Annotated in this window: 26 protein-coding genes; 13 read left to right on the top strand and 13 right to left on the bottom strand. The window is 74.6% G+C overall.

Annotated elements, in window-relative coordinates:
- Window positions 1-231: 231 nt before the first annotated feature.
- From BMY40_RS09770 to BMY40_RS09760, 3 genes are all read right to left on the bottom strand, one after another.
- Window positions 232-642, bottom strand: coding sequence for a hypothetical protein (locus BMY40_RS09770; RefSeq protein ID WP_177213935.1), 411 nt, complete (start codon window positions 640-642; stop codon window positions 232-234).
- 169 nt (window positions 643-811) lie between these two features.
- Window positions 812-1933, bottom strand: a complete 1122-nt coding sequence (locus BMY40_RS09765) for an epoxide hydrolase family protein (protein ID WP_093657585.1) — start codon at window positions 1931-1933, stop codon at window positions 812-814.
- Between the two features lie 94 nt (window positions 1934-2027).
- Window positions 2028-3188: a CaiB/BaiF CoA transferase family protein gene (locus BMY40_RS09760; protein ID WP_093657583.1), complete on the bottom strand. Its 1161-nt coding sequence runs from the start codon at window positions 3186-3188 to the stop codon at window positions 2028-2030.
- 217 nt (window positions 3189-3405) lie between these two features.
- Between BMY40_RS09760 and BMY40_RS09755 the strand changes: the two genes are divergently transcribed.
- The 3 genes from BMY40_RS09755 to BMY40_RS09745 all read left to right on the top strand — a co-directional run bounded on the left by BMY40_RS09755 (window position 3406) and on the right by BMY40_RS09745 (window position 6314).
- A complete protein-coding gene (locus BMY40_RS09755) occupies window positions 3406-4635 on the top strand; it encodes a cytochrome P450 (RefSeq protein ID WP_093657581.1) in 1230 nt (409 codons plus the stop codon).
- A 69-nt stretch (window positions 4636-4704) separates the two neighbouring features.
- The gene (locus BMY40_RS09750; protein ID WP_093657579.1) at window positions 4705-5028 is read left to right on the top strand and encodes a 2Fe-2S iron-sulfur cluster-binding protein; all 324 of its coding nucleotides are present in this window, start codon (window positions 4705-4707) and stop codon (window positions 5026-5028) included.
- The gene (locus BMY40_RS09745; RefSeq protein ID WP_093657577.1) at window positions 5028-6314 is read left to right on the top strand and encodes an NAD(P)/FAD-dependent oxidoreductase; all 1287 of its coding nucleotides are present in this window, start codon (window positions 5028-5030) and stop codon (window positions 6312-6314) included. The genes BMY40_RS09750 and BMY40_RS09745 overlap by 1 nt, the downstream gene beginning before the upstream one ends.
- A gap of 179 nt (window positions 6315-6493) precedes the next feature.
- Here BMY40_RS09745 and BMY40_RS09740 read toward each other — a convergent pair whose 3' ends face one another.
- Together BMY40_RS09740 and BMY40_RS09735 are read right to left on the bottom strand one after the other, a co-directional pair.
- Complete coding sequence (locus BMY40_RS09740; protein WP_245769968.1) at window positions 6494-7645, bottom strand: acyl-CoA dehydrogenase family protein; 1152 nt, start codon at window positions 7643-7645, stop codon at window positions 6494-6496.
- The gene (locus tag BMY40_RS09735; protein ID WP_093657575.1) at window positions 7642-8124 is read right to left on the bottom strand and encodes an SRPBCC family protein; all 483 of its coding nucleotides are present in this window, start codon (window positions 8122-8124) and stop codon (window positions 7642-7644) included. The genes BMY40_RS09740 and BMY40_RS09735 overlap by 4 nt, the downstream gene beginning before the upstream one ends.
- Before the next feature lie 210 nt (window positions 8125-8334).
- On the opposite strand from BMY40_RS09735, the gene BMY40_RS09730 reads away from it, so the two are divergent.
- The 4 genes from BMY40_RS09730 to BMY40_RS27485 are packed head-to-tail and all read left to right on the top strand — an operon-like array spanning window position 8335 to window position 10860.
- Window positions 8335-9120 (top strand): SDR family NAD(P)-dependent oxidoreductase, encoded by a 786-nt coding sequence (locus BMY40_RS09730; protein ID WP_093657573.1) that lies wholly within the window; start codon window positions 8335-8337, stop codon window positions 9118-9120.
- A gap of 35 nt (window positions 9121-9155) precedes the next feature.
- Window positions 9156-9671 (top strand): flavin reductase family protein, encoded by a 516-nt coding sequence (locus BMY40_RS09725; protein ID WP_093657571.1) that lies wholly within the window; start codon window positions 9156-9158, stop codon window positions 9669-9671.
- A 35-nt stretch (window positions 9672-9706) separates the two neighbouring features.
- On the top strand, window positions 9707-10702 hold the full coding sequence (locus BMY40_RS09720) for an MBL fold metallo-hydrolase (protein WP_093657569.1): 996 nt from the start codon (window positions 9707-9709) through the stop codon (window positions 10700-10702).
- A gap of 35 nt (window positions 10703-10737) precedes the next feature.
- A complete protein-coding gene (locus tag BMY40_RS27485; RefSeq protein WP_107436752.1) occupies window positions 10738-10860 on the top strand; it encodes a surface protein in 123 nt (40 codons plus the stop codon).
- 162 nt (window positions 10861-11022) lie between these two features.
- Here the strand turns inward: BMY40_RS27485 and BMY40_RS09715 are convergent, their stop codons facing one another.
- From BMY40_RS09715 to BMY40_RS09705, 3 genes are all read right to left on the bottom strand, one after another.
- On the bottom strand, window positions 11023-11481 hold the full coding sequence (locus tag BMY40_RS09715) for a nuclear transport factor 2 family protein (protein WP_093657567.1): 459 nt from the start codon (window positions 11479-11481) through the stop codon (window positions 11023-11025).
- Window positions 11482-11601: 120 nt separating this feature from the next.
- A complete protein-coding gene (locus BMY40_RS28935; RefSeq protein ID WP_093657565.1) occupies window positions 11602-14388 on the bottom strand; it encodes a helix-turn-helix transcriptional regulator in 2787 nt (928 codons plus the stop codon).
- Window positions 14389-14791: 403 nt separating this feature from the next.
- Window positions 14792-16576 (bottom strand): S8 family peptidase, encoded by a 1785-nt coding sequence (locus BMY40_RS09705; RefSeq protein WP_177213951.1) that lies wholly within the window; start codon window positions 16574-16576, stop codon window positions 14792-14794.
- A 707-nt stretch (window positions 16577-17283) separates the two neighbouring features.
- On the opposite strand from BMY40_RS09705, the gene BMY40_RS09700 reads away from it, so the two are divergent.
- From BMY40_RS09700 to BMY40_RS09685, 4 genes are all read left to right on the top strand, one after another.
- The gene (locus tag BMY40_RS09700) at window positions 17284-17466 is read left to right on the top strand and encodes a hypothetical protein (RefSeq protein WP_093657563.1); all 183 of its coding nucleotides are present in this window, start codon (window positions 17284-17286) and stop codon (window positions 17464-17466) included.
- A gap of 105 nt (window positions 17467-17571) precedes the next feature.
- The gene (locus BMY40_RS09695; protein WP_093657561.1) at window positions 17572-18372 is read left to right on the top strand and encodes a hypothetical protein; all 801 of its coding nucleotides are present in this window, start codon (window positions 17572-17574) and stop codon (window positions 18370-18372) included.
- A complete protein-coding gene (locus BMY40_RS09690) occupies window positions 18369-19304 on the top strand; it encodes a DUF6895 family protein (protein ID WP_093657559.1) in 936 nt (311 codons plus the stop codon). The genes BMY40_RS09695 and BMY40_RS09690 overlap by 4 nt, the downstream gene beginning before the upstream one ends.
- Before the next feature lie 5 nt (window positions 19305-19309).
- On the top strand, window positions 19310-20479 hold the full coding sequence (locus tag BMY40_RS09685) for a serine hydrolase domain-containing protein (RefSeq protein WP_245769967.1): 1170 nt from the start codon (window positions 19310-19312) through the stop codon (window positions 20477-20479).
- 53 nt (window positions 20480-20532) lie between these two features.
- Here BMY40_RS09685 and BMY40_RS09680 read toward each other — a convergent pair whose 3' ends face one another.
- The 4 genes from BMY40_RS09680 to BMY40_RS09665 form a co-directional block, all read right to left on the bottom strand.
- Window positions 20533-21831 carry an RNA polymerase sigma factor gene (locus tag BMY40_RS09680; RefSeq protein ID WP_093657557.1) on the bottom strand — a complete coding sequence of 433 codons (1299 nt, stop codon included), beginning with the start codon at window positions 21829-21831 and terminating at the stop codon, window positions 20533-20535.
- A gap of 15 nt (window positions 21832-21846) precedes the next feature.
- On the bottom strand, window positions 21847-22266 hold the full coding sequence (locus BMY40_RS09675; protein WP_093657555.1) for a YciI family protein: 420 nt from the start codon (window positions 22264-22266) through the stop codon (window positions 21847-21849).
- A gap of 290 nt (window positions 22267-22556) precedes the next feature.
- Entirely contained in the window at window positions 22557-22985 is a 429-nt protein-coding gene (locus tag BMY40_RS09670) for a VOC family protein (RefSeq protein WP_093657553.1), read from the bottom strand.
- Between the two features lie 281 nt (window positions 22986-23266).
- A complete protein-coding gene (locus BMY40_RS09665; protein ID WP_093657551.1) occupies window positions 23267-24073 on the bottom strand; it encodes an aminotransferase class IV family protein in 807 nt (268 codons plus the stop codon).
- Between the two features lie 128 nt (window positions 24074-24201).
- On the opposite strand from BMY40_RS09665, the gene BMY40_RS09660 reads away from it, so the two are divergent.
- Window positions 24202-24546 (top strand): MerR family transcriptional regulator, encoded by a 345-nt coding sequence (locus tag BMY40_RS09660; RefSeq protein ID WP_093657549.1) that lies wholly within the window; start codon window positions 24202-24204, stop codon window positions 24544-24546.
- Between the two features lie 24 nt (window positions 24547-24570).
- On the opposite strand, the gene BMY40_RS09655 is transcribed toward BMY40_RS09660, so the two are convergent.
- The gene (locus BMY40_RS09655) at window positions 24571-25077 is read right to left on the bottom strand and encodes a hypothetical protein (protein WP_093657547.1); all 507 of its coding nucleotides are present in this window, start codon (window positions 25075-25077) and stop codon (window positions 24571-24573) included.
- A 264-nt stretch (window positions 25078-25341) separates the two neighbouring features.
- Here BMY40_RS09655 and BMY40_RS09650 point away from each other — a divergent pair, with 264 nt between their 5' ends.
- Window positions 25342-26361, top strand: coding sequence for a hypothetical protein (locus tag BMY40_RS09650; protein ID WP_093657545.1), 1020 nt, complete (start codon window positions 25342-25344; stop codon window positions 26359-26361).
- Window positions 26362-26364: the final 3 nt, after the last annotated feature.

Here is a 26364-nt window from a genome sequence, read left to right as displayed (position 1 = left end):
GGGGGCGCCGTGCTGTTCGGCCCCCGCGACTTCCGCAGCGCCGCCCCCTCCTTCTTCATCGGTGTGACGGGGGACGGCTCGTTGTCCGTGTGGTCCTGACCGCCGCGTGCCCCGCGTCCGCACGCACCGTGCGGACGCGGGGCGCGGAACGCGCGGAGCACGGAGAACACCGGAAAGGGGGCCGGTCCGGGAGTTCCGCACTCCCGGACCGGCCCCCTCCACGGAGACCGTTCAGCATGTGGGGGTGGTGCTCACCCGCTCGGCCGAGACCTCGGCCTCCACGCTGGTGAGGTAGGTGCCGGTCGCGTCGTACACCCGGGAGGTGCCGGAGCTGTCGAACGCCCCGCCCTGCTGGACGGCCTTCTGGTTGACGTCCACGAAGCCCACGGTGGTGCCGTCGGCCTTGAACATCCTCTCCACGAGCCGGTAGGTGAAGGTGCCGTCACCGGTCTGGTTCCATATGCCCAGGCCCTGGCCGCCGCCGTCCGAGCCGTCGCCGGCGGTCAGGCACACCAGGCCGCCCTTGTGGAAGGAGACGCTGATCTGGCCGGATCCGTCACCGTGGTCGACGGTGCCCCGCCAGGTGCCGACCGGGGTGGTGGTCGTGGTGGCGGTGCCCGCGGTGGCGGCCCCAGGCGCCATGACACCTACGGTCGCGGCCAGTCCGAGGACCGACAGCACGTTTCTGATCTTCCTGTTCACGGTGTTCCCCGTTCTCTCTGTTCGGCGGCGCCGGTTCCCGGCGCCTTTGCATGGGGGGGTGGACGCGGCCGGGACCGCGGTGTGGGGGAGTTCGGTACTCCGCCGCACGTCAGCGCAGGGTGCGGCGGAAGGTGCGGAGTTCGGCGGCCAGGACCTCGGGCCGCTCCAGGGCCGGGAAGTGGCCGCCGTCCTCCAGGTCGCGCCAGTGGCGCAGGTCGGTGAAGCGCTCGCGGGCCCACGCCCGGGGCAGCCAGGCGTCCTTGGGGAAGACCGAGCACCCGGTGGGCACGTCCGTCGGGCGCATCGGCTCCTTGTCGAAGCTCTCCCAGAACAGCCGGGCCGAGGAGGTCCCGGTGTTGGTGAGCCAGTACGTCGTGACGATGTCCAGCAGCCGGTCGCGCGGCACGGCCTTCTCCAGGTCGCCGTCGTGGTCGGCCCACTCCCAGAACCTGTCGGTGATCCAGGCGAGCTGCGCGGCCGGCGAGTCGGCCAGCCCGTAGCCGAGCGTCTGGGGGCGCGTGCCCTGGATGGCGGCGTAGCCGGAGCGGTTCTTCCCGAACCCGGCCATGCGCGCCATGGCGGCCCGGTCCCGCTCGTCCAGCTCGACCTCCCGCTCCGGGGGCCTGGCCAGGGGCATGGTGAGGTGGATGCCGGCCAGGTGCCCGGCGTCGGTGCTGCCCAGCGCGGCCGAGACCCATGAGCCCCAGTCGCCGCCGTGGGCGATGTACCGGTCGTGGCCGAGCCGGGCCATCAGCTCCGCCCAGGCCTCGGCGGTGCGCTGGACCGTCCAGCCGGTGCCCTCCGGCCGGTCGCTGAACCCGTGGCCGGGCAGGGAGGGGCAGACGACGTCGAAGGCGTCCGCCGGGTCCTCCGGGTCGGTGAGCGCGGTGATGATGTCGAGGAACTCCACCACCGAGCTGGGCCACCCGTGGGTCATCAGCAGCGGTGTGCTCCCCGGGTGGGGTGAGCGCACGTGCAGGAAGTGGATGCCCACGCCGCCGATCTCGGTGCGGAACTGCGGCAGCGCGTTCAGCCGCGCCTCGGTGGCCCGCCAGTCGTACTCCTCGGCCCAGTACCGGCACAGCTCCCGGACCTGCTCCAGCGGGGCGCCCTGGGACCAGTCGTCCACGGTCTCCGCGTCCGGCCAGCGGGTTCCGGCCAATCGCCGGCGCAGGTCGTCCAGAGCCGCCTGCGGGATCTCCACCCGGTAGGGCTCGATCACTGCGTTCACCCTTCCGCCTCCTCTCCGCCGCGGCCTCTTCCGGTGCGGCCCTCGTCACGGCGTCTCGTCACGGCTTCTCGTACGGGGAAGCTAGAAGGAGCGGCTACAGCCCCGGTCGAGTCGGCGGGGACGGCAGCAGCCGTCCGATCTCCGCCTCGGGCAGTCCGCTTTCGGCCAGGACCTCCCGGGTGTGCTCACCGCAGCGCGGCGCCGGGCCCGGCAGCCGCGCCGCCGTCCGGCCGAACCGCGGCGCGGGTGCGGGCTGGAGCAGCCCGCCGGCCTCGCGGTACGTGCCCCGGGCCTGGTTGTGTGGGTGCCCGGCCGCTTCCGCCAGGGTCAGCACGGGGGTCACGCACGCCTGGGTGCCGTCGAAGGCCTCCGTCCACTCCCGCCTGGTCCGGGACGCGAAGCGGCGCGCGAACTCCCTTCGCAGGGCGGGCCATTCGCCCGGATCGCCGCGGTCGGGCAACTCCTCCGGGTCCAGGCCGAGTCCTGCCAGGAACTCCAGGTAGAACCGTTCCTCCAGGGCCCCGACCGCCATGTGGCCGCCGTCGGCGCACTCGTAGACGTCGTAGAAGGGGGCGCCGGTGTCGAGCAGGTTGCCGCCCCGCTCCGGGCTCCACCGGCCGGCCCCGGTCATCGCCGTCAGCATGCCCAGCAGCGACGCGGTGCCGTCCACGATCGCGGCGTCCACCACCTGCCCGAGCCCGGAGCGCTGCCGCTCGTGCAGCGCCGCCAGGATCCCCACGGCCAGCGGCAGCCCACCGCCGGCGAAGTCCCCGAGGAGGTTCAGGGGCGGTACGGGCGGGCCGCCGGCCCGTCCGACGGCGTCCAGGGCGCCGGTCAGCGCGATGTAGTTGATGTCGTGCCCGGGCGCGGCGGCCAGCGGGCCGGTCTGCCCCCAGCCGGTCATCCGGGCGTACACCAGGCGCGGATTGCGGGCGCGGCACTCCTGCGGTCCGACGCCCAGCCGCTCGGCGACGCCCGGGCGGAAGCCCTCCACCAGGACGTCGGAGCGCTCCACGAGCCGCATCAGCGCTTCCGCGGCCGCGGGGTCCTTCAGGTCCAGGGCGACCGACCGGCGGCCCCGGTCGAGCACCCGGTGCCAGCTCCCGAACGGCCGGTCGCCGCCGGGCCGGTCGACCCGGATCACCTCGGCCCCCAGGTCGGCCAGCACCATGCAGGCGAAGGGCGCGGGGCCGATGGCGGCCAGTTCCAGGATCCGCAGCCCGCTCAGCGGTCCGCCGCCGGTGTCTGTCTCCATGGCCGCGAAGCTAGGAACCCCTTCTGCAGCCGCCCTTGAGCCGGCCTCGTACCGCCCGTGCGGGCGCGGGCGGTACGGGCGGACCGTCCGCCGCGATTCGACCTGTGCCCTAGCCGCCGTCCCTAGCCTCGGCGCACCCGTCTTCCCGCTGCCGCCCGTCACCGCGACGGAAGGGCGGGAAGGCCGTCAGCCAGCTGATCAGCAGGAGGAACCCCGGATGACCACCAGCGCGATCGAAACCGGCGGCGAAGCCGAGACCGAGGCCAAGACCTTCCCCTACCAGCGCGCCTGCCCCTTCAGCCCGCCGCCCGAGTACACGGAGATGGTCCAGGAGGACGTCTCCCAGGTCACCCTGACGGGCTCCGGTCTGCGCATCTGGACGGTCACCGGCTACCACACCATCCGCCAGCTGCTGACCGACCCCAGGGTCAGTGCCTCGCGCAAGCACGCGAACTTCCCCTTCTACTTCATCGCTCCGCCCGAGTTCCGCACCGAGACCTCGTTCATCGGCTACGACGGCCAGGAGCACGTCAACACCCGGCGCAAGGCCGCCCTCACCTTCACCAGCCGGCAGGTGCGCAAGCTGCGCCCGCGGATCGAGGAGATCGTCGACGAGCACATCGACAAGATGCTGTCGATGTCCCCGCCCGTCGACATGCACCGGGTGTTCTCGCTCGCCGTGCCGATGACCGTCATCTGCGAACTGCTGGGCATCCCCCAGGACAAGCACGACTTCTTCATCAAGCACGGCACCGCGCTGCTGGGCGGCCACAGCTCGGCCGAGGAGCGCCAGGCGGCCATCGTGGAGGTCAACGCCTACGTCGACGACCTCATCCAGCTCAAGAAGCGCGAGCCGGGCGACGACCTGCTCAGCAGGGCGATGGCCGACTACGCCTCCTCCGGCGAGGAGTACACCGACCGCGACCTGTTCAACATGGTCCGGCTGCTGATGAACGGCGGCCACGAGACCACCGCGAGCCAGATCTCCCTGGGCACCGCCTGCCTGCTGGAGAACCCCGACCAGCTCGAACAGCTCAAGGCGGACCCGGACCTGGTCAAGCCCGCGGTCGACGAGCTGATCCGGATCGCCACCATCGGCGACACCGCCGTCCCCCGCGTCGCCCTGGACGACATCGAGATCGGCGGCAAGGTCATCCGCAAGGGCGACGGCATCCTCTGCCTGGGGATGGCCGCCAACCGCGACCCGGAGGTCTTCCCGGAGCCCGACAAGGTCATCCTCAGCCGCGGCAGCCGCAAGCACCTGGGCTTCGGTCACGGCGTGCACCACTGCATCGGCGCGGACCTGGCCCGCCTGGAGCTGGAGATCGTGTGGAGCAGGTTGTTCCACCGCATCCCGACGCTCCGGCTGGCCAAGCCCTTCCTGGAGATCCCCCGCAAGGAGGGCGCGGTCATCTACGGCCTGTGGGAGCTGCCGGTCGCCTGGTGACCCACCGCGGTCCCGCGCACACCGGCGACAGCCCGACGAGTCGAGTCCGACGAGCCCGAGGAGAGATCCATGGCCAAGATCACCTACAAGCACCCCAACGGCACCGACACCGTGGTCGACGTCCCGTCCCCGAACACGGTGATGCGCGGGGCGAAGATCAACAACATCGACGGCATCGAGGCCCAGTGCGGCGGTTCGGCCCAGTGCGGCACCTGCCACGTCTACGTCGACGAGGCCAACACCCTGCCGCTGCCGCCGATGCACGAGTCCGAGGACGACGTGCTGTACGGGACGGCGTGCCCCCGCCGCCCCAACAGCCGGCTGAGCTGCCAGCTGCCCGTCACCGACGAGATCGACGGCCTGGTGGTGCACCTGCCGGAGGCCCAGTCCTGATGGCAGGGTCTCCGGCGCCCCCGGCACCCCCGGTGTCGTCCGTCGTCATCGTCGGGGCGGGACAGGCCGGTGCGGACACGGCCGCGGCCCTGCGCGGCCGCGGCTTCTCCGGCCGCATCACCCTGGTGGGGGAGGAGGAGGCACTCCCCTACCGGCGCCCGCCCCTGTCCAAGGGCTACCTCGGCGGCACGGTGGACGCCGGGGACCTGGAACTGCTGCCCGCCTCCTCCTACGCGGACCAGGGGATCGACCTGGTGCTCGGCGACCGGGCCGCGCGGATCGACCCCGAGGAGCGGTCCGTCGTACTGGACTCGGGCACACGGCTGTCCTACGACCGGCTCGTCCTGGCCACCGGCGCCCGCCCCCGGCGGCTCCCCGTGCCCGGCGCGGACCTGGACGGGGTCATGACCCTGCGCGGTCTGGCCGACGCCGCGGCCCTGCGGGAGGCCCTGCGCGGGACCCTGCGCGAGGGCGGGCACCTGCTGGTCGTCGGCGGCGGCTTCGTCGGCCTCGAACTGGCCGCGACCGCAAGGGGGATGGGGCTGGAGGCCACGGTGGTGGAGGTGGGGCCGCGGCTGATGGCCCGCGCCCTGAGCCCCGGCATGTCGGAGCACCTGCGCGCGGAGCATCTGCGGCAGGGCGTCCGGGTCCTCCTGCGCCGCGAGGTGGCGGCCCTGCGAGGCGACGCCTCCGGGCATGTGAGGGTGGCGGAACTGGACGGCGGGGAGCGTGTGCAGGCCGATCTGGTGGTGTTCGGCGTAGGGGTGCGGCCCGGCGCCGAACTCGCCGCCGCCGCCGGTCTGGAGGTCGGCGACGGCATCCTCGTCGACCGGTGGCTGCGCACCAGCGATCCGGCGATCCACGCGATCGGGGACTGCGCCCGCTTCCCCAGCGCGCGCTACGGCCGGCAGTTGCGCCTGGAGTCGGTGCAGAACGCCTCCGACCAGGCCCGCTGCGCCGCCGCGGCGATCTGCGGGGATCCGGCGCCGTACGAGGCCGTTCCGTGGTTCTGGACGGAGCAGTACGCGACCAGGCTGCAGATCGCGGGGATCACCGACGGGCACGACCGCGCGGTGACCGTGGGGGACCCCTCCGGCGGCCGCTTCTCGGTGCTGTGCTTCCGCGGGGAGCGGCTGCTGGGCGCCGAGTCGGCCGGCCGGCCCGCGGACCACATGATCGTCCGCCGGCTCCTGGCGGCGGGGGGCGCCGGCCTCTCCCCCGGGGAGGCGGCGCGTCCCGGTTTCGATCTGAAGGAGTACCAGGGCAGGTCGCGGCAGCCGGCCTGATCCACCGCGCCGTCCGTCCCTCCCGGACCGGGCGGCGCGGAACCGGTCGTACGCAGCGGCCGCGCGCAACGGCCGGGCACGGCAGGAGAACAGCCGGCGACCGCCGGAGTGGAACGCGGAGGGGGCCGGGGTCCGAACGGACCCCGGCCCCCTCCGGCCGTACCGGCGGACGCCCGCCGCTACCCCTGCGCCGGGCCGAGCAGCGCCGTCGCGTAGCTGCCGCGTGCCGAGGTGTCGTACTGCAGTGCCACATGGCTGGCCGCCACGGTGACGTCCCGCCAGAAGCGCTGGAGGGGCTGCGCCGGCGCCAGGCCGCCGGTCCCGGCTCCGTGGACCAGCAGGTCCACGGCCTCGGTGAGGAGTTCGGCGGCGGTGGCGGCGTTCCGCTCGCTGTGGGCCAGGAGTTCCCGGGTGAACACGCCGCCGTCGGCGGTGGCGGCGTTCCGCTCGATCAGGAGCCGGGCGGCGTCGATCCGGCCGGAGGCGCGGACCAGCTTCGTCTCGGCCGTCTGCGTGCGCCGCCGCCCCGTCAGCGTGGCGGCGAAGGCGTCCAGCGCCCCGGCCGCGGCGCCCGCCGCCGGGGCGGCGAAGGCCAGCCCCGCGGCGGCCGGCAGCGGGACGTTGTGGACGGCGCCGGCGGAGTGCGCGTTGCGCCCGGAGAGCACCTCCATGCGGTCGAAGGACAGGTGCTCGGGCACCAGGACGTCCTCGACCACCACGGTGTGGCTGCCGGTGGCGCGCATACCGATGCTGTCCCAGGTGGGGTGGACGGTGCACGCCTGCCTGCGCACCGCGAAGAAGCGCATCGCGGGCGGGCCCCCGGCGGGCGCTCCGGCGGCGGGCCCTCCGGCAGCGGGTGCCATCGCGCACAGCAGGACCCAGTCGGCGTGCTCGACGCCGCTGACGTAGCCCCAGCTTCCGCTCAGCCGCCATCCGCCGTCCGCGGGGACGGCCCGGCCCGCCGGGGGCAGGCCGGCGGCGACGACGGTGTCGGGTCCGCCGCCCCAGAGCTCGCGCTGTCCCTCCTGCGGGAGGTGGGCCGCGAGCCGCGCCGAGTGGGCGGTGAGCGAGGCGATCCAGGCGGTGGCCGGGCAGCCCCGGGCGATCGTGAGGACAGCCCCGGTCAGCTCGCCGAACGTCCCCTCGGCACCGCCCCACGCGGCGGGTACGAAGTGCCGGGCGAACCCGTGCGAGCGCACCGCGCCGACGACCTCGGGGGCGAGCGCGCCGCTGCCGTCGGCCGCGGCCGCGTGCCCGGCCGCGAGTTCGCGCAGTTCCTCCGCTCCCGCCGCCACACCGGCGGCGGGGCGGATCCCGGTCCCGGCGGTCACCGCTGGACGGCCTTCGCGAACAGCTCGAGCGTCTCGCCCGGGCTGGGGCCGTCCAGCGCGCGGTGGATCGCCTGCGCGTCGGGGCCGTGCTTGTGCAGCTTCACATGGGCCAGTTCGACCCTGGTCGTGGCCGCGTCGACGGGGGTGATCGTCACCTCGATCTCGCTGGCGCGCTCGTCGTCGGGGATGGACTGCCAGCGGCCGTCGATCCGCCAGGTCATCGAGAGGCCGCGGGGAGGCTCCCAGGTGAGGACGCGCCCCCAGTCGATCTCGTTGCCCTCCGCGTCCCACTCGTAGTAGCGCCCGCCCTCGCCCGGCTCGAAGGCGAGTCCGACGCGCTCGTTCTTCAGCAGGACGTGCGTGGGCGGCCACCAGTCCTCGGGCCGCTCGGTGAAGACCTTGAAGCAGTGCTCGGGCGTGGCCGCCACCGTCACCGACTTCCGTACGTCCGGGACTGACTGCTCGGGCTGATCGGCCATGTGGGGCCTCCTCGCTGCGTGTCTTGCGCACATCGGACGCGCACCACCGTCGCGGTCCGGGCTCGACGGGGTGTCGAGCCCGGCTCGAAGAACCGGCCGGCGCGCGCCCGGGGCCGCACCGGCCGGTTCGAGGGGGAATCGAGATCCGCGCAAGGCGCAGGAGTCACGGTCGTCGTCACCCAAGCCACCTCACGGAAACGGGAGAGCACGATGACAGACGCAGGACGGCGGGTCGCCTTCGTCACCGGTGCCACCAGCGGTATCGGCCTCGCCGTGACCGAGCTGCTGGCCCGGCAGGGCATGGCGGTGTTCGGCGTGGCGCGCTCCGGGGAGAGCGTGAAGGCCATGGTCAAGCGGCTCCGTGCGGAGGGCGCGGAGGTCTCGGGCGCGGTGTGCGACGTCTCCTCGACCGAGCAGGTGCGCGACGCCGTGGCCGCGGCGGTGCGCGAGTACGGGCGCGTGGACGTCCTGGTCAACAACGCCGGCCGGGGCGGCGGCGGGGTCACGGCCGAGATGTCCGACGACCTCTGGCTGGACGTGATCGACACCAACCTCAACGGCACCTTCCGCGTCACCCGCGAGGTGCTGGCGAACGGCCGGATGCGGGAGGGCGGCTGGGGACGGATCGTCAACATCGCCTCCACCGGCGGCAAGCAGGGCGTCGAGCTCGCCGCGCCGTACTCCGCCTCCAAGCACGGGGTCGTCGGCTTCACCAAGGCCGTCGGCAAGGAACTGGCCAAGAGCGGCATCACCGTGAACGCCGTCTGCCCCGGGTACGTCGAGACCCCCATGGCCCAGCGGGTGCGCCAGGGCTACGCGGGCCACTGGGGCGTGACGGAGGAGGAGGTGCTGGAGAAGTTCGAGGCGAAGATCCCGCTCGGCCGCTACTCCACCCCGGAGGAGGTCGCCGGCCTGGTCGGCTACCTGGTCTCCGACACCGCGGCGTCCATCACCGCCCAGGCGCTCAACGTCTGCGGCGGCCTCGGCAACTACTGACCCGGCAGGCGCACCGAGACCTTGGAGCCGCAACCATGAGGCCTGACAGCACCACACTGACCCCCGAGTCGGACATCGCGGCCTTCCGGTCGGCCATGGGGTGCTTCCCGACCGGGGTGGCGCTGCTCTCCCGGGGAAGCGGCGCCGGGGCGTCCGTCGTCACCGTCAACAGCCTGACCTCCGTGTCCCTCGACCCCCTGCTCCTGCTGGTCTGCCTCAAGTCGGACAGCCGGATGGTCCGGCGGGTGTCGGAGGCCGGGAGCTTCGCGGTGAACGTGCTGGACGAGACCCAGCGGGACCTGTCGGCCCTGTTCGCCCGCCCCGACCGCCCGTCGGGGGAGTCCGCCATGCGGCTGCTGGACGCCGTGGAGGGCGCCACCGGGAACGCGGTGCTGCCCTCCGCCGCCGCCTTCTTCGAGTGCCGGCTGTACGCGGAGCACGCGGGCGGCGACCACGTGGTGTTCCTGGGCCGGGTCGTCGCCATGCACCGCTCGACACCGGACCGCCGTCCGCTGCTGTTCCACCACGGCCGGTACGCGGCGCTCGCCTGAGGCGTCCGCCGGCCCACGACCGCACGGGAGACCGCATGACCCTGTCCACCGGCACCGGCGCCCTCGGCGCCGGCACCCTCGCCCCCGCCGCCTCCCCGAACGCCGCCTCACCGGCCGTCGGCGCGCCCTTCCTGGAGGAGGTCGCCGACGGCGTCCACGCCTTCGTCCAGCCGCCGGGCGGCTGGTGCCTGAACAACGCGGGCCTGGTGACGGGCCGGCCCGGCGGCGAGGGGCCGCCCGTCCTGATCGACACCGCGGCCACCGAGTCCCGCGCCCGGCTGCTGCGCCGGGAGGTGGAGCGGGTCGCCCCGGACGGGCCGGGCATCGTCGTCAACACCCACTTCCACGGCGACCACACCTTCGGCAACAGCCAGTTCACGCCGCGGGCGGTGGTCGTCGCGCACGAGGGCACCCGCACCGACAGCGCCGAGGCGGGGCTGGGGCTGTGCGGGCTGTGGCCGGACGTGGAGTGGGGCGAGATCCCGCTGACCCTGCCGACCCTGACCTTCCGCGACGGGCTCACCCTCCGCGCCGGGGGCCTGCGCGTGGAACTGCTGCACCTGGGCCCCGCGCACACCGCCGACGACACGGTGGCGTGGGTGCCCGAACGCGGCGTGCTGTTCACCGGCGACCTGGTCTGGTCGGGGGTGACGCCGTTCGTGCTGATGGGCTCCGTGACCGGCTCGCTGCGGGCGCTGGAGCGGATGCGGGCCCTCGCCCCGCGCGTCGTGGTCCCCGGCCACGGGCCGGTGGGCGGTCCGGAGCTGCTGGACGCCACCGAGGCGTATCTGCGGTGGCTGCTGCGGATCGCGCGGGAGTCCGTGCGCGACGGGCTCCCGCCGCTGGAGGCGGCGCGCCGCGCGGACCTGGGCGGCTTCGCCGGCCTGCTCGACCCCGAGCGCCTGGTCGGGAACCTGCACCGGGCCCGCGCGGAGCTGGAGGGGCTGCCGCCCGGAACGCGGATGGACGTGGCCGGTCCCTTCGGGGAGATGGTCGCGTACCACGGAGGACTGCCGGACTGCCACGCCTGAGGCGGCGTGCCGGATCCGGCGGGGAGGAGATGACGATGATCACCGATGCGCCGGAGCGTGAGCCCCTGGAACCCGACTTCCGGGACACCCCCGTTCCCCTGCTGGCCGGAGAGGAGGAGGACGCATCCGAGCCGCACATCTGGCGGGGCATCGACTGACGGGCCCTTCGGAACCTCGGAACGGAGCGACGCACAGGCGGTACGCGCGGCGCCACGGTTGCCGCACGGCACCACGGCGGTGGCCCCCCGGATCCCACCGGGGGGCCACCGCCGTGGTGCCGTGCGCGGCCCGGCGCGGGGCGCCGCGCCGCGGGAGGCACCTCAGGAGGCGGGGAGCTCCACGGGGGTGTCGCGGTGGATGACCCGCGACCGCGTGAACAGCTCGCCGTCGCGCCGCACCAGCACGTCGTCGACGGTGAAGGTCGGCTGGAAGGAGACCTTCCCCTCGCGGTCGGTCTGGGTGACGAGCGTGTAGTACGACACCCGCAGGGTGTCCTCGTCCTCGGGGTCGGTCTCGATCAGCAGGTGGTCGAACCAGTGCCGGACGGCGATGTCCCGGTAGCGCGGCAGGTTCGCCCGCATCCCCGCGACCATCCGCTCCCGGCCCTGCGCCCGCTCGCCGTTGGCGTGCACCACCACGCCGTCGTCGGTGAAGGTGTCCGCGAAACCCTCGATGTCCAGGGCGTCGACGCGGCGCATCTGCCGCGCGTAGAACGTCTGCACCTCCGCGTAGAGGTCCCCGGTGACCTTGCTCCTGGTTGCCTGGACCGCCTGAGACACGGCGACTCCCTTCGATGACGGCCTGCGCCGCCGAAGGCCGGTGGCGCGATCGCCACCACGCTGCCGCGCCCGGCTTCAGCACCGCTTGAGACCGGCTCGTACGGACCGGGCCGGCCCGGGTCACTCGTCGCGCACCGCCACGGCGAGCTGCGCCCGGCCGCGGACACCGAGCTTGCGGTAGATGCGGGTCAGCCGGGCCTCGACGGTCTTGACGCTGAGGAAGAGCCTGGCCGCCGCCTCCTGGTTGCTCGCCCCCTGCCCGACGATCAGGGCGAGCCGCCGCTCCGCCTCGGTGAGCCGCTCGGCGGGCTCGGCGGACCCGCCGGGGAACGGGTCGGCCCCGCCGCGCGGCGGGGCGCCGCCGGCCAGCCGCGCCCAGGGCCGGGCCCCGACGCGGTCGAACACCCCGGCCGCCTCGCGCAGTACGGCCTGCGCCGACGCCCGGCGCCTGCGGCGGCGCTCGATGCGCGCCAGCGCCAGCAGGGTGCGTCCCGCCTCGATGGGCAGCCCGTGCCCGGTGAAGCGGTCGGCGGTCTCCCGCAGCAGCTCCGCCCCCGCGTCCGGGTCGCCGGTGGCCGCCAGGTACTGGCCGCGGACCCGGTCCAGCGCCGTCAGCACGGTGGTGCGCCCCAGCCGCCGCGCCACCGGGACGGTGTCCGCCAGCAGGGCGGCGGCCTTCTCCGGCTCCCCGCCGGCCACGTACGCCTCGGCCAGTTCCTCGTGCCAGCGCAGGACGGACGGGTCGGTGGTCAGGGCGGTGATCGGCAGGTCGCGGATGCGGTCGAGCGTCTCCAGGGCCAGGGCCGTCTCGCCCATGGCCAGCTGGACGCGCCCGAGCGCGTACAGGGAGCAGTGCAGGAAGACCTGGTCGCCCTCCTCCAGGGAGGCGCGCAGGCTGCGGCGGGCGTAGTCCGCGGCCCGCCGGAAGCTGCCGCCCGCGGTCTCGGCCAGTGCCGCGCTGTACCACAGGGGGCCCGGGGAGAACCCGGCCTCCAGCGCGATGGACACCGCGCGCCGGGCGTGGGCGAGTGCCGCCGCGCACTGCCCCTGGCGGGCCTCGGCCTCGGCCAGGGAGCGCAGCGCCGCCACCAGGTCCTCGGTGCTCCCGAGCCGTTCGAGCTCGGGCAGCAGGGCGAGCAGCCCCTCGCGCGCCTCGGTGAGCCGGTCGTCGAACAGGGCGTGGCGGAGCGCGAGCAGCCGCGGCCCGTTGCGCAGCGCGGGCGGGAGCCCCTCCCGCCACACGGTGAGCGCCTCCTCGGTGTGCGCCGCGGCCTCGGGCTCCCCCAGGGCGCGGCTGGTGCGGGCGCGGGCCGTGGCCGCCAGTACGGCGGTCTCCCGGTCCCCGGCGGCCAGGGCCAGGCGGTACGCCTCCTCGGCGGTGGCGCGTGCCGCGGCGCTGTCGCCGTCGGCCAGTTGCTGCTTCCACACCAGCCGGACCAGCACGGCCGCGCGCATCGACGGGTCGTCGCCGGCGTCGGCCAGGGCGTGGGAGAAGGTCTCGTCCAGGTCGGTGAGGCCCTGGAAGGCGGTGTCCAGGATGGCGAGCCGGGCCCTCAGCCGGGCGGCGGGCGGCACGTCGCGGGCGAGGATGGCGTCGGCGGCCCGTTTGGACAGGTCGGGCCGGGCGGCGCGGGCCGCGTCGGCGGCGGCCCCCAGCAGCCGCGCCACCTCCTCCTCGGAGCGCCCGGCGGGGGTGCGTTCGGCGGCGAGCAGACCGAGTTCGGCGGCCAGGGCGTGGTCCCCGCGGCGGCGGCAGGACTCCACGGCCCGGTCGAGCTCCGCGGCCAGTTCCGCGCCCGCGCCGCGGGGGTCGGCGGCCAGGGCCCGGTGGCGTACGGCCTGTACGGGGTCGCCCACGGCCCGGGCCAGGGCGGTGTGGCAGGCGGCCCGCTCGGCCCAGTCCGCCTCGGCCGCCAGGGTCGCGGGCACCACTCCGGCGGTGAAGGCGACCGCGCCGTTCTCGCCCACGGTGACCAGTCCCGCCCGTTCGGCGGCCGCGAGGTCCGCCTCGGCCGAGGCCCGTCCCGCCCTGCGCAGCACGGTCGTGGTCGGCCCGGTGGCCAGCGCGGCGAGCAGCAGGGTGGGGTGCGCCCCGGCAGGCACCTCGGCCAGCATGTGGCGGGCGGCGGCCCGCGCCTCGCCGCCCAGCGGCAGTTCGTCGGCGTGGTGGACGAAGGTGCGGGTGCCCGCCAGGGAGCGGCCGATGGCCAGGGCGAGCCTGGGGTTGCCGCCGCTGGCCCGGTGGATGCGGCCGGCCAGGCGGGCGGGGAGTTCGTGGTCGGCCAGCAGCGCGGCGACGTGGTCGGCGCCGAGCGGCGGTACGGGGACGACGCGGGGGCCGATGTGGCCGAAGAGGTTCTCCGCGTGCAGCGGGCTGGTGTGCTGCCGTTCGGCCACCAGGGCCCGTACGGCCGGCGGTGCCTTGTGCAGGGCGAAGCGGAGCAGGGCGGAGCTTTCGGGGTCCAGCCACTGGGCGTTGTCCACCACGAGCAGCACGGGCCCCTCGGCGGCCAGGAGGCGCAGCACCTGGGCCACGGCCAGCCGCAGGGCGACGCGGTCCTGCCCGGCGGCGGGCGCCTCCGTCTCTCGGCGGGCCACGGCGACGGCGGTGCGCTGCGGCCGGGGCAGCTCCCGTACGGCCGCCTCGGGCACGTCGTCCAGCAGTCCGGCCGCGCCGGCGCCGGGGATGTCCCGGTCCTCCTCCTCCGGTGCCAGCCACAGGACGGTCTCCCCCCGCGCCCGGCGTTCCTCCGGCCTGACCACGGCGGCGACCAGGGCCGTCTTGCCGATGCCCGGCGGGCCGGTGAGGGCGGCCCTGCCGTGGTCGCGCAGCGTCTTCTCCAGGTGGTCCAGCAGATCGCCGCGCCCGACCAGCGCCGGACGGGGGGTCTCCCGCTCCAGCCCCATAAACCGCCTCCGGTCGTGTTCATGCCCGTGCTCCGCGAGGATACGGAGGACATGGGCTACCGGTCGATGGTCTTCGGCGTGGACGTTCGACGGAATTTCGACGGAGGTTTCGGCGGAGGTCCGGGCGGGGCTCCCGGCGGAGTTCTCGGCGGGGTCCCCGGTGGAGGCCCCGGCGGGCGCGGGGATTCCGCACCGGAAGCCGTCAGGGCCTGCCGGCGGGTGCAGCGCCGGCAGGCCCTGGTTCTCCGGCCGGTCCGGACCGTCTCGGTGCCGGTCCGGACCGGTGGGGGTCCCCGGTGGGGGGCGGGGGCCCCCGGGAGCCCGCCCCGTCAGGAGGACGGGCCCCGGTCCGCTGTCCGTCCGGGCCGGGTGGTTCCGGCCCGGACGGTCACGTTCGGTTCGCTCAGAAGGTCAGGCTCCAGGAGTCGATGTAGCCGGTGTCCCCGGAGTAGACGTCCTTGACCCGCAGCTTCCAAGTGCCGTTGGCGAGCACCGAGGAGGCGTCGACGGTGTACGTGGCGATCACGTTGTCGGCGCTGTCGGAGGCGGAGGACTGCTTGAGGGTGGCGTAGCGGCCGTCGGGGGCGACCAGTTCGACGACCAGGTCGCCGCGGTAGGTGTGCTTGATGTCGACGGCTACCTGCAGGTCGGCCGGCGCGTTGCCGCTGCGGCCGCTCACCGCGATCGGGGAGGTGACGCCGGTGGTGTTGCTGTCCGGGATGGCGACGTTGGTGCCGTTGGTGTAGGTGTCGCCGGCCGGGGGCTGCTCGCCGCCGCCACCGCTGTCGCCGCCGGCGGCCGCGACGGTCGCGGCCGCGTCGGCCAGGCCGGCGCCGCAGCCGCCGCTGCACGTGCCGGGCAGGGTGCGGGAGTTGGACTTGATCAGCTGCTCGATCTGGGCCGGGCTCAGCGAGGAGTCGGCCGACTTCACCAGCGCGGCCAGGCCGGCGATGTGCGGGGCGGCCATGCTGGTGCCCTGGTAGTAGGCGTAGGTCTCGCCGGCGGGCCGGGTGGAGCCGGAGTCCACCGTGGAGAGGATGCCGTTGGTCCGGGTCGCGGTCTCACCGCCGGGGGCGGCGATGTCGACGACCGAGCCGTAGTTGGAGTAGGAGGCCCGGTTGCCCTCGCGGTCGCTGGAGGCGACGGTGACGACGTTGTTGCAGCTCGCCGGGGTGAAGTTGGCGGCGTTGGCGTTGCTGTTGCCCGCCGCGACGACGACCGTGGTGCCGCGGCCGACGGCGCCGTTGATCGCGTTCTGGTAGGTGCTGGAGCAGGTGCCGCCGCCGCCCAGGCTCATGTTGATGACGTCGGCCGGGGTGGGGTTGGCCGGGACGCCGTAGACGGTGCCGCCGGAGGCCCAGGTGATGGCGTCGGCGATGTCGGCGGTGGTGCCGCCGCACTTGGCGAGCACGCGGACGGGCTGGATCTTCGCGTTGTACGCGACGCCCGCGATGCCCTTGCCGTTGTTCGTCGCCGCGGCGATGGTGCCCGCGACGTGGGTGCCGTGCCAGGAGGAGGGGCTGTCGTAACTGACGCCGCACTCACCGGCGTTGAACCAGTCGCCCTCGTCGGCGGGGTTGCTGTCGCGGCCGTTGCCGTCCCGCGCGTTGGTGGCGTCGGAGACGAAGTCGTAGCCGGAGACGATGTTGGCGGCGAGGTCGGAGTGGGCGACGTAGCCGGTGTCCAGGACGGCGACGACCGTGCCCTGGCCCGTGGAGCGGTCCCAGGCGCCGGGCACGCGCATGCCGGCGGTGGACTCGAAGAGGTCCCACTGGCTGCTGTAGTTCGTGTCGTTGGGCGTCGCCATCGCGTACACGCGGGTGTTGGGCTCGGCGTAGGCGACGTCCGGGTCGCTCTCGAAGGCCTCGACGATCTCGTCGATCTCGGCCCGGGAGGTCTTGCCCTCCACCTCGTACAGGGCCGCGCCCGTGGCCAGGCGGCGCTCGAACTTCAGCTTCTGCCCGGTCTTCTTCCCCTTGGCGGTGGCCTCGGCCCTGGCCGCGGAGTCGGACTCGGCCGCGCTCGCGGAGGCGTTGGCCGCCTCGGTCTCGGTGCGGTTGTGGTAGGCGACGATGATGCCGTCCGCGGGCGCCTCGGGAAGTCCGGTCCGCTGCTCTCCGGCCTCGGGGGCGGTCTCACCGGCCTGGGGCGCCGCGGTGGCGACGGACGCGGTGGCGGCTCCGGTCATGAGGGTGGCGGTCGCCGCCAGCACGGATATCAGTCTTCGCCTTGGGGCCTTCACGGGGGGTCCTTTCGAAGCTGCCCGGACAGGCCGGGCAGTGGGGGTGCCTGGTGCGGGGGTTGCACCGGTGTCCCGGGCGGGGTGGGGCATGACGTCGGTTCCGCCCGGAACTCCGGTGCCGCCGACCATAGGAACGCCCCGACCGGCCCCGATACGGGGAAAACCCTTGCGTCCCCTCCCCGGTCCGCCGCCCGCCGGCCCACGGGGCGGGAAACGGGGGGCGTACGTCCGAAAAAGCCCGGATGCCGACGACAAGTCGCTTCCGTGACGATCCGCCGGACGTCCGGTGAATTCGCGCCGGCCCCGGCTCCTGCCCGGGCTCCTGTCCGCGCGCCCGTCCGGTGCGCGGGCGCGGGAGGGCGCCCGGACCGGACGCCGCACGCGGACCGCATGCCTCACCGCACCTCACCCGACCCCCATACGGGTGAATGCGCGACCGGTCTTCCGGGCCCTCGCGACCGGGGCCGCCGACGCACCCCGCCCCGTCTTCCGAGGTCGGCCGCCCCCTCCCCGCCCCATGCACGGAACACCGGAGATCGCAAGACCGACCAAAAGCGCATATGCACATCCATCGGTGTGTTCGTAACGTCGTCTGTGAGGCCGCCCACACCGGGCGGTGACACCCACCTGGCATCCCACCGAGGAGGACCCAGATGCTCACCCACACCACGGGAACCACCCTTGCCCCCGCCGCTCCGGCCGAGCGCGACATGGTCGCCGACCTGATGACGACGCGCGAGGCCCCGGTCAGCGACGCGCCCGTGTGGGCGCCGGAGGCGATCGGCCTGCTGCTGCTCGCGCTCCTGCTCTCCCCCAGGGAGCCGCGGGAGAAGTGACGCGACCGCTCTCCACAGCGGGATGCGACAGGAAGCGGCATGATGCGACAGAAGCGAACAGGGTCGGCATAACATGACATACCGAATCAGAGAGGTAGGTCACTGATGCCGAATCCGGGCACCCCATCGCGCACGGACTACGCCGCGGCGGTGGAGGGTCTGGCCGACCGTGTCCTCGGTGCCCTGCGGGGCACCGGGGATCCGGCGGTGGATCCGGCGGTGGTGGCCTCCCAGGTGGACGAAGCCCCCGACCCCAAGGTCGCTCTGGCGGCCGTACGGGTCCTGGGACCCGACGTGTTCGCCCCCGCGCTGCTGGCCGGAGTGCCCTTCGGGCCCGGCGACGCCCGGGCGGTGGCCGAGTCCCTCCGAATCTTTCCGCCCGCTCCGGACGCCGCGCCCGAGGCCGCGTGGCGCGACTGGACGACCGTGCGGCTCCTCGCGCGGTACGGCGGTGGCTCCCCCGACAGCACCTTCACCGACACCCCCGAGGACACCCTGGGCGTACGCGAACCGTCACCCCCGGGCGGCACCGGCGGCACCGATTCCCCGGCCTCCCCCGGTCTCTCCTGGCGCGACCTGTCCCTGAGCATGGCGCAGCTCTCCCCGCTCGCCCTGCCGAACGTCGACGGCCCCGTCCACGAGACCGCCCTGAGCCGGCTGCGCGATCTGAGCCGGGGCACGGCCCGCGCGATGCTGCGCCGCGACTACCCGACCGCGGCCCGGCTGGCGCGCTGGCTCGCCTGCGCACTGCACCGCGGCGCGCACCCGGACCTCGACACGGCCGCCGTGGTGCGGCACCTCGAACTGCACTGCGGGGGCGGCGGGCGCACCGCGCTGGACACCGCCGTCGCCCGCGGCCTGCTGGACCGTTCGCAGCCGCAGAGGCCGGGAGGGCCGACCGCATGAGCACACCCCGTACGACCGCCGCGGCCCCCGTCCCCGTGGGGCGGTCGGCGCACCGGGTGGCCACCCGCGCACTCGGCTGGCTGCGCCGCCACTGCGAGCTGGGCACCCTGCCGCCCGGCACCACCTCGGACATGGCCGACCCCGACAGCATCTACAAGCCGCTGGGCGAGACGGCCCTGGCCGCCTCCCTGGTGCTGCGCGAGGGACTGGCCTCCGCGCAGGAGGAGCGCACCGCCCGCGAACTGCTCGACTTCGCCTGGTGGGAGCTGCGCGGCGGCGACATGCTCTACGAGCGTCAGTTGCGCTACATGATGATGGTCGACCCGCTGGAGCTGTACGCGCACTTCGTCCGCGCCGGCTACCGCCACCGGCGTCTGGAGGCGCTGCTGGACCACCTCGGCGGCCTGGTCACGATGGACGCCGTCGAGCAGGTGCCCAACCGCCGCCTCGCCGTCGCCAACGCCGCACGCCTGACGGGCCTGGCGCGCGAGACCGACTGGAAGCGGCTCACCGACGCCACCTGGCTCGGCAACACCCCTGAGCCGTGGGTGATCGACTGGATGACGGCGTACTGCGTGACGCACACCGTCTTCCACATCACCGACTGGGGGGCCCGCCCCGGCGACCTGCCGCCGCACCTGGAGGAGTACCTCCAGCTGTGGCTGCCGGTGTGGCTGGACGTGTGGCGCGAGGTCCAGGAGTGGGACCTCGTCACCGAGCTGCTGATCGTCGGAAGCTGCCTGCGCGAGCCCTACGCCGACCCCGTCCTGTGGGAGGAGCTGGCCTCGGTGCAGCACGAGGACGGGCTGATGCCGCGGGACGGCAAGGAGGTCGAGGGGGACGCCGCACAGCGCTTCCGGGACCACCACCACCCCACCGTCGTCGCGGCCGTCGCCGGCACCCTGGCGCTCTCCCGCGCCGCGGAGCGGTGAGCCCGGTGAGCTCCGCCACGGCCCCCCGCCCGGGGCCCGAACGGGACCCCGGCTCCGAGACCGGAACCGACGTCGAGACCGCTCCCGGCGCCGGCGCCGGACCGGAGACCGAAGCCGGCACCGAATCCTCCGCCGACGGCACCACCCCCACCGCACAGCCCGAGTCCGCGCTCTCCCTCCCCCTGGAGACGGTCGCCGCCGCCGCACCCGGCCCCGCGGTGGCGGTCGTGGCGGTACGGGCGGGCGAGTCCAGGCTGCTGTGCCGGGGCGCGTCCGCCGCCACCCGCTTCGAACTCGGCTCGGTGACCAAGACGTTCACCGCCCTGCTGCTGGCCGAGGCGGTGGCGCGGGGCGAGGCGGGCCACGACGACCCGATCGCCGACCGCCTCCCCGCGGCCGCCGTGCCCGAGGGGTACGGCGATCGGATCACCCTCGCCCATCTGGCCTCGCACACCGCCGGGCTGCCCGTGCTGCCGCCGGGGCTGCTGCTGCGGGCCGCGCCCCGCTTCTACACCAACCCCTACGAGGACTTCACCCCCGAACACCTGCTGCACGCCCTCTCCCAGACCCGGGTGCGCCGACCGCCCGGGGAGCGGGTGCGCTACTCCAACTTCGGGGTCGGGCTGCTGGGCCGGCTGCTGTCGGACGCGGCCGGCGCCCCGTACGGCGAGGTGCTCGCCACCCGGGTCCTCACGCCGCTGGGGCTGACGGACAGCACCTGCGACCCCGGGCTGCCCCAGGCCACCGGCCACTGGCACGGCCGCCCCCGCCCGCCCTGGCGCATCCCGGGCCTGCCGGGCGCGGGCGCGCTGCGCTCCAGCGCCCGCGACCTCCGGCGCTACCTGGAGGTCCTGCTCTCCCCGCCGCCGGAGGCCGGGGAGGCCCTGCGCACCGCCCTCCACGACGTCACCCGCCCGCGGGCGACCGCGCCCGGCGGCGACCGGATGTGCCTGGCCTGGAAGGCGCGCACCCACACCGCCCGCGACGGCGGCGCCTTCGAGCTGCTGTTCCACTCCGGCGGCACCCGCGGCTTCACGTCCTTCGCCGGCTTCTGCCCGGCCGCCCGCACCGGCCTGGCGGCGGTGACCAACAGCTCCCCCACCCTGCGCGGCACCTTCATCCGCACCGCCTACCGCACCCTGCGCGACCTCTCGGCCGAAGCCCCCACCCGCTGACCGCGCCGGCCGTGCCGGCCGTGCCGTGCCGGGCCGGAACACCGGGCGCGCGGTCAGCCGAGGTCGGCGAGCTTGCGCTCCAGTACCGTCCGCTCGCGTTCGTTGCCGCACAGCCGCACCGCGCGCTCCAGTTCGGCGCGCGCCTCGTCGGTGCGCCCCAGGCGGGCGAGGAGTTCCCCGCGGACGTTCGGCAGCAGATGGGAGCCGGACAGCTCCTTGGCGCCGGCCAGCCCGTCCACGATGGTCAGGGCCGCCGCCGGCCCCTGCGCCATGCAGACCGCCACCGCCCGGTTGAGGTCGACCACCGGTGAGGGCGCGAGCCGGCCGAGCGCCTCGTAGAGGAGCACGATCCGCTCCCAGTCGGTCTCCTCGACCGAGGGGGCGGCCGTGTGGCACTCGGCGATCGCCGCCTGCAGGCCGTAGGCGCCCAGGCCCCGGCCGGTCCGCTCGGCGCGGGCCAGGGCGGCCCGTCCCCGGCGGATCGCGGCGCGGTCCCAGCGGCGGCGGTCCTGGTGTTCCAGCAGCACCGGCTCGCCGTCCGGCCCGGTACGGGCGGGGAAGCGCGCCGCGGTCAGCTCCAGCAGTGCCAGCAGGCCGTGGACCTCGCTCTCGTCCGGCATCAGCCGGCTCAGCACCCGGGCCAGTCGCTGTGCCTCGCCCGCGAGGTCGAACCGGATCAGATCCTTCCCCGAGCTGGCCGAGGAGCCCTCGGTGAAGATCAGGTAGACGACGCTGAGGACCGAGCCGAGCCGTTCGGCCCGTTCGTCGGCCGCCGGAGTCCCGAACGGGACGCGGGCCGCCTTCAGGGTCTTCTTCGCCCGGGTGATCCGGGCCTGCACGGTGGCGGTCGGCACGAGGAACGCCCTGGCGATCTCGTCGCTCGTCAGACCGCCGACCACCCTCAGGGTGAGCGCCACCCGCGCCTCCCGCGACAGCACGGGATGGCAGGAGAGGAACATCAGCGCGAGCACGTCGTCGTCGATGCGGTCCGGGTCCCACAGCACGTCCTCGGCCTCCCTGACCGGATCGGGGGGCGCGCCCCCCGAGACGCCTCCCGAGACGATGCCGCCCTCGCCCAGGCCGTGGGCGAGGGCGGCGTACCTCTCGCCGAGGGCGGAACGCCGGCGGAACGCGTCGATCGCGCGGCGCCGGCCGACGGTCAGCAGCCACCCCGCCGGGTCGCGGGGCGCGCCCTCGCGCGGCCAGTTCACCAGCGCCTCGGCCAGCGCCTCCTGGGCGCAGTCCTCGGCCAGCGCGAAGTCGCCGGTGTACCGCGCGAGCGCGCCGACGATCCGTGCGGACTCGATCCGCCAGACGGCGGCGACGGCCTCACGGCCGGTCGGATCGGTCATCCGCTGTCGCTCCCCTCAGAGCTGGCCGGTGGCCTCGCGCCACGCCCGCTCCTTCTGGATCCACTCGTTGTCCTGGGGGAACTCGTCGATCGTGGTGACCCGGCGGATCTCGGTCTTCAGGCCCGGGCCGCTGAACGGCGCCCGCCTGGCCCACTCGACGGCCTCCTCCTTGGACGCCACGTTGAGGATGTAGAAGCCGCCGAACAGCTCCTTGGTCTCCCCGTAGGGGCCGTCGGTGACCACGGGCGGCTCGGAGGAGTGGTCGACGACCACGCCCTCGGCGGCGTCGTCGAGCCCTTCCGCGGCGACCAGCACGCCGGCCCGGATCAGCTCGTCGTTGTACCGGCCGATGGTCTCGAGCATCTGGCCGAAGTCGACGTCCGCCATCCCCGCGAGGGCCTCGTCGGTGGCGCGCATGATCAGCATGTACTTCATGACTCTGTCTCCCTGGGCGGTTCCGGGGCCTCTCCCGGCCCCTCTCACCCATAGGTCGAACGGGGACGGCACGGATCAACACGGCCGCCGATTTTTTTTCGGGGGAACTCCGGCAGCGTATGGCACGCCCCGGTGATCCCTGCGGAGATCGCTGCGAATGCGTCGAGGGACCGCGCGGGCGCGGTCCGTCGCGTACGCCGCCCGCGCGGCCCGGTGCCCGGCCGGTTCGCCGGTCCTCCCACGCCGGGGCCGGTGCGGAGGAACCGGCGAACCAGCCACCGGACGGCCTGCTACGGCCGCGCGTAGGGGCGCGTGATGATCTCCATGTTGTGGCCGTCGGGATCGTCGAAGTACGCGCCGCGTCCGCCGAAGAGGCGGTTGACCGCGCCGGGTTCGGTGTGGCCGGGGTCGGCGTAGTAGGTGACCCCGGCCGTCTCCAGGCGGGCGATCATGGCGTCGAACCGCTCCTCGGGCACGAGGAACGCGTAGTGCTGCGACTGGATCGGCTCGTCGCGCTTCTCGTGGTAGTCGAGCGTCACTCCGTTGCCCAGGTCGACGGGCAGGAACGGCCCGAAGGGCGCTCCGACCTCCAGACCCAGGATCGCGGCGATGAACTCGGCAGACAACCGCCGGTCCCTGGCGTACACGACGGTGTGGTTCAGCTCGACGGTGGTGGCCGGCGGCTCGGTTTCGCCCCGGTGCCGCTGCTCGGCTGGCATCTGTGGTGTTCTCCGGTCTCTTGGATCCGCTGGGACGGGCGCGTGCGGGGCGCCGGTGGGAGGAGAGACGGAGAAGGCGGGCGGGGCTCTGGCCCGCCCCGCGCTCACGCCGGGGCCGGGCGCCTCACTCGTGTGTGGCCAGTGGCCGACCCGGCAGTCACCCGGCCGACTCTAGTGCCCGCCACCGGCCGGGGCCACGGCTTTCCGGCAGCGTCCCGCCGCGCGCGGCCGGGCCCGGGCTGTCCGACCTCCGGTCGTACGTACCGCGCGGTCGGAAGGGCTCACGGCGCGGTGGGCGGTTCGGCGCGGTAGGCGCGGTGGAGCAGGTCCGTGAAGGCCGGGGCGACGGGCAGGGACGCGGAGCCGATGCGGTGTACGGCGATCCCCGGCGTCCACGAGTTCATGACCACGGCCCCGGCCAGTTCCGGCAGGTCGGCGAGGGTGATCTCCCGGACGCGCTGGGGTACGCCCAGGCGGTCCAGTTGCCGGCGCACGATGCCCATCGTGACCCCGGCCAGTACGTCGGCCTCGGGCCACACCACCGCCGATCCGTCCCAGAAGGCCAGGTTCCAGATCGTCGCCTCGCCGATCCGGCCCCGGCGGTCGGTGAAGGCCGCGTCGTCGAAGCCCTGCGCGACGGCCCGGCGCAGCAGGTACGTCTTGGCCGCCTCGCCGACGAGCTTGACCGACGGCAGGAACCGCTCGTGCTCGAACGCCGCCAGCGCCAGCGGCCCTTCGGGCCCGGAGGCGGGCGGTCCGGTGCGGACCAGCACCTCCGGATCGGCGTCCGCCGCCGTGAACTCGCCAGCCGGGGAGTACACCACGGCCGTCAGCGACAGGTCCTGCGGACCGGCCTCCAGCGCCGCGCGCAGGCAGGACCGCACCCGGTCGTCGGGCAGCGCCCGGCCGTACAGCTCCAGCGAGGCCGAACGCAGCCGCGCCAGATGGAGGTCGAGCCCCCGGACCCGGCCGCCGCGCACCTGCATGGCGGTGAAGTGGGCGTGGCCCGCGAAGGCGAGCGGCGCCAGCTCGCCGGTGGTGGCCGTACGGCCGTCGCGGTGGACGACGTAGGGGGTCGATGGGGTCATGTGTGTCGCTCCGAAGCTCGGGTTCTGGGGGGGGCAGTCCGGGACGGCGGGCACGGAATGCCCGCTCGCGGGGCGACGTTAGGGCTTCACATCGGTGTGAAGGTCAACTCCCGGGAAGGGCAGGGCACATGCTGATCGGGGAGCTGTCCCGGCGCACGGGGGTCAGTACGCGGCTGCTGCGGTACTACGAGGAGCAGGGGCTGCTCACCCCTGAGCGCGGCCCGAACGGCTACCGCGAGTACGGCGAGGACGCGGTGCTCACCGTGCGGCAGATCCGCGCCCTGCTGGACGCGGGCCTGACCACCGAGGTGATCCGCTCGGTGCTGCCGTGCGCCCGGGGCTCGGAACCGGACTTCGACTGGTGCGCGGACCTGCGGGGCGCGCTGGAGCGGGAGCTGGCGGCGTTGGACGAGCGCATCGGCGAGCTGCGGCGCAGCCGCGACGCCCTCGCCGCCTACCTCGCGCGCCCCTGAGCCCCGGGTTCGCCCGGGCGCGGGTCACCGCCTGCGCAGCTCCCCCATGCTCAGGAAGAGGGCCGCCGCGACGAAGAGGAACAGGCTCCCGCCCCCGAGGAAGGTGCGCTGCTCCAGCTCCACCAGCGCCTCGTACTCGGCGCGCGAGAAGATCTCCACCCGCTCCCGCGTCGTCGTGTCGAACGCGTGGTAGGCACCGTACTCGGTCTCCGGGTTTTGCAGGCCGTGCCCCGAGGACAGGCCCATGGGCATCAGCGGCGCGCTTGTGACGGCCAGCACGCCCAGCGCCGCCTGCACCTTGCCGGACAGGCACCGGAAGGCCATCCACAGCAGGCGCGGGTCGTTGCCCAAAGTGAAACTCCAGCCCACCGCCACCATGCCGAGCAGGACCCCCGACCCCATGCTCACGCCCACCAGCCACCCGGACTCCGGCAGCAGGAGCCCCGGAAGAAGCGTCAGCAGCGCGCACGCCAGCGACGCCGCCCCCAGAACCGCCGCCGTTCCGCCGAGAATCCTGTAGCCCCACCCCATGTTTTCAGCCTCGCAGATGTCCGAAACGGCCCGGAGCTCGGGTACCGGGGGCCGGGATCCGGGGTTCGAGCGCCTTCTCCAGGGAATGGGTGGGAGGTCTCCTCCCACCCTCCCACCCTGCGGTTTTCCACTCTCCGCGATCGGGTCGCGACGCACCGCGTCGGCGCTGTAGCGTGCGGGACGACAGACGAAAACGACCCCCGCCGGTGGGCCAACACCGGGCGAGGGTCTGACCATTGAGATCGTGAGGCCGATCCCATGGCTATGGCCAACAGTAGCGCCGACGTGCGCCCGTACGCCCCTCCGATGGCCGCCCCCGGCTACGGAAAGCGTTCCGCGCCCGGACAACTCCCCCGCAAGCGCGGCGACTTCGAACATCTGCCGCCCCGTGAGGCGTCGGTGGCCGCCCACATCGACCGGCTGCCGGACGGTGCGGCGATCGACACCAAGACCCTCGCCCGCGAGCTGCCCGCCTACGGGCAGCAGGCCGTGCGGTCCGCGCTGAACGCCCTGTCGCGGGCCGGGCATCTGCGGCGGGTGCGCGAGACCGTGGGCGAGGGCCGCACCCAGTGGGTCTACCGCACGTACTTCTCGCGGACGGCGCGGGACGACGCCTGGTGGGGGGCGTTCCTGCGGGAGGGCGTGCTGCCCGGCGAGGCCCCGGAGCCGTCGAACTCGCCAGAGCCCGCACCAAAGCCCGCGCCCGGACCGGCACAGGCACCGGCACCGGCACCGGAGGCCGGGGACGCCGGGCCCGTACGGCCGTCCCGGCAGGCGGAGGCGTACGAGGTGCTGGCCTCGCTCGGGCAGGCCGATCCGCGCATGACGCTCTCGGCCGCCGAGTGCGCGGCCCTGGCCGGTCCGGCCGCCGTCTGGCTGGAGCGCGGGGCGAGCCGGGGGCAGCTCGTGCTGGCGCTGACGTCCGGACTGCCGGAGGCGGTGTACTGTCCGGGGGCGCTGGCCCGGCGGCGGCCGGCCGACCGGCTGCCACCCGAGGCGGCGGCCGAGGCGGCGGCCGTACCCATGCCCGCACCCGTACCCGTATCCGCGTCCGTCCCCGCGCAGGGCCCGGCACCGCGCCGGGTGATGGAGTGCACCGGCTGCGGGCGTCCCGGCCGGCCCGAGGCGCTGCCGGGCGGGTTGTGCCGGGACTGCCGCGGGTTGCCGGAACCGGCGCCGGCCGGGCCGCCGGCCGCCGACGTACGCGCCCGGGTCGAGCGGCTGCGGGCGGGCCTGCGCACCCCGGCGGCGCGGGACCGGGAGCCGGTCCCGGTCTTCGGCTGACGG

This window comes from Streptomyces radiopugnans (assembly GCF_900110735.1).
Classification (GTDB): domain Bacteria; phylum Actinomycetota; class Actinomycetes; order Streptomycetales; family Streptomycetaceae; genus Streptomyces; species Streptomyces radiopugnans.
The sequence above is the reverse complement of the archived record's forward strand: the minus strand, read 5'-3'. Positions and strand labels throughout refer to the sequence as shown.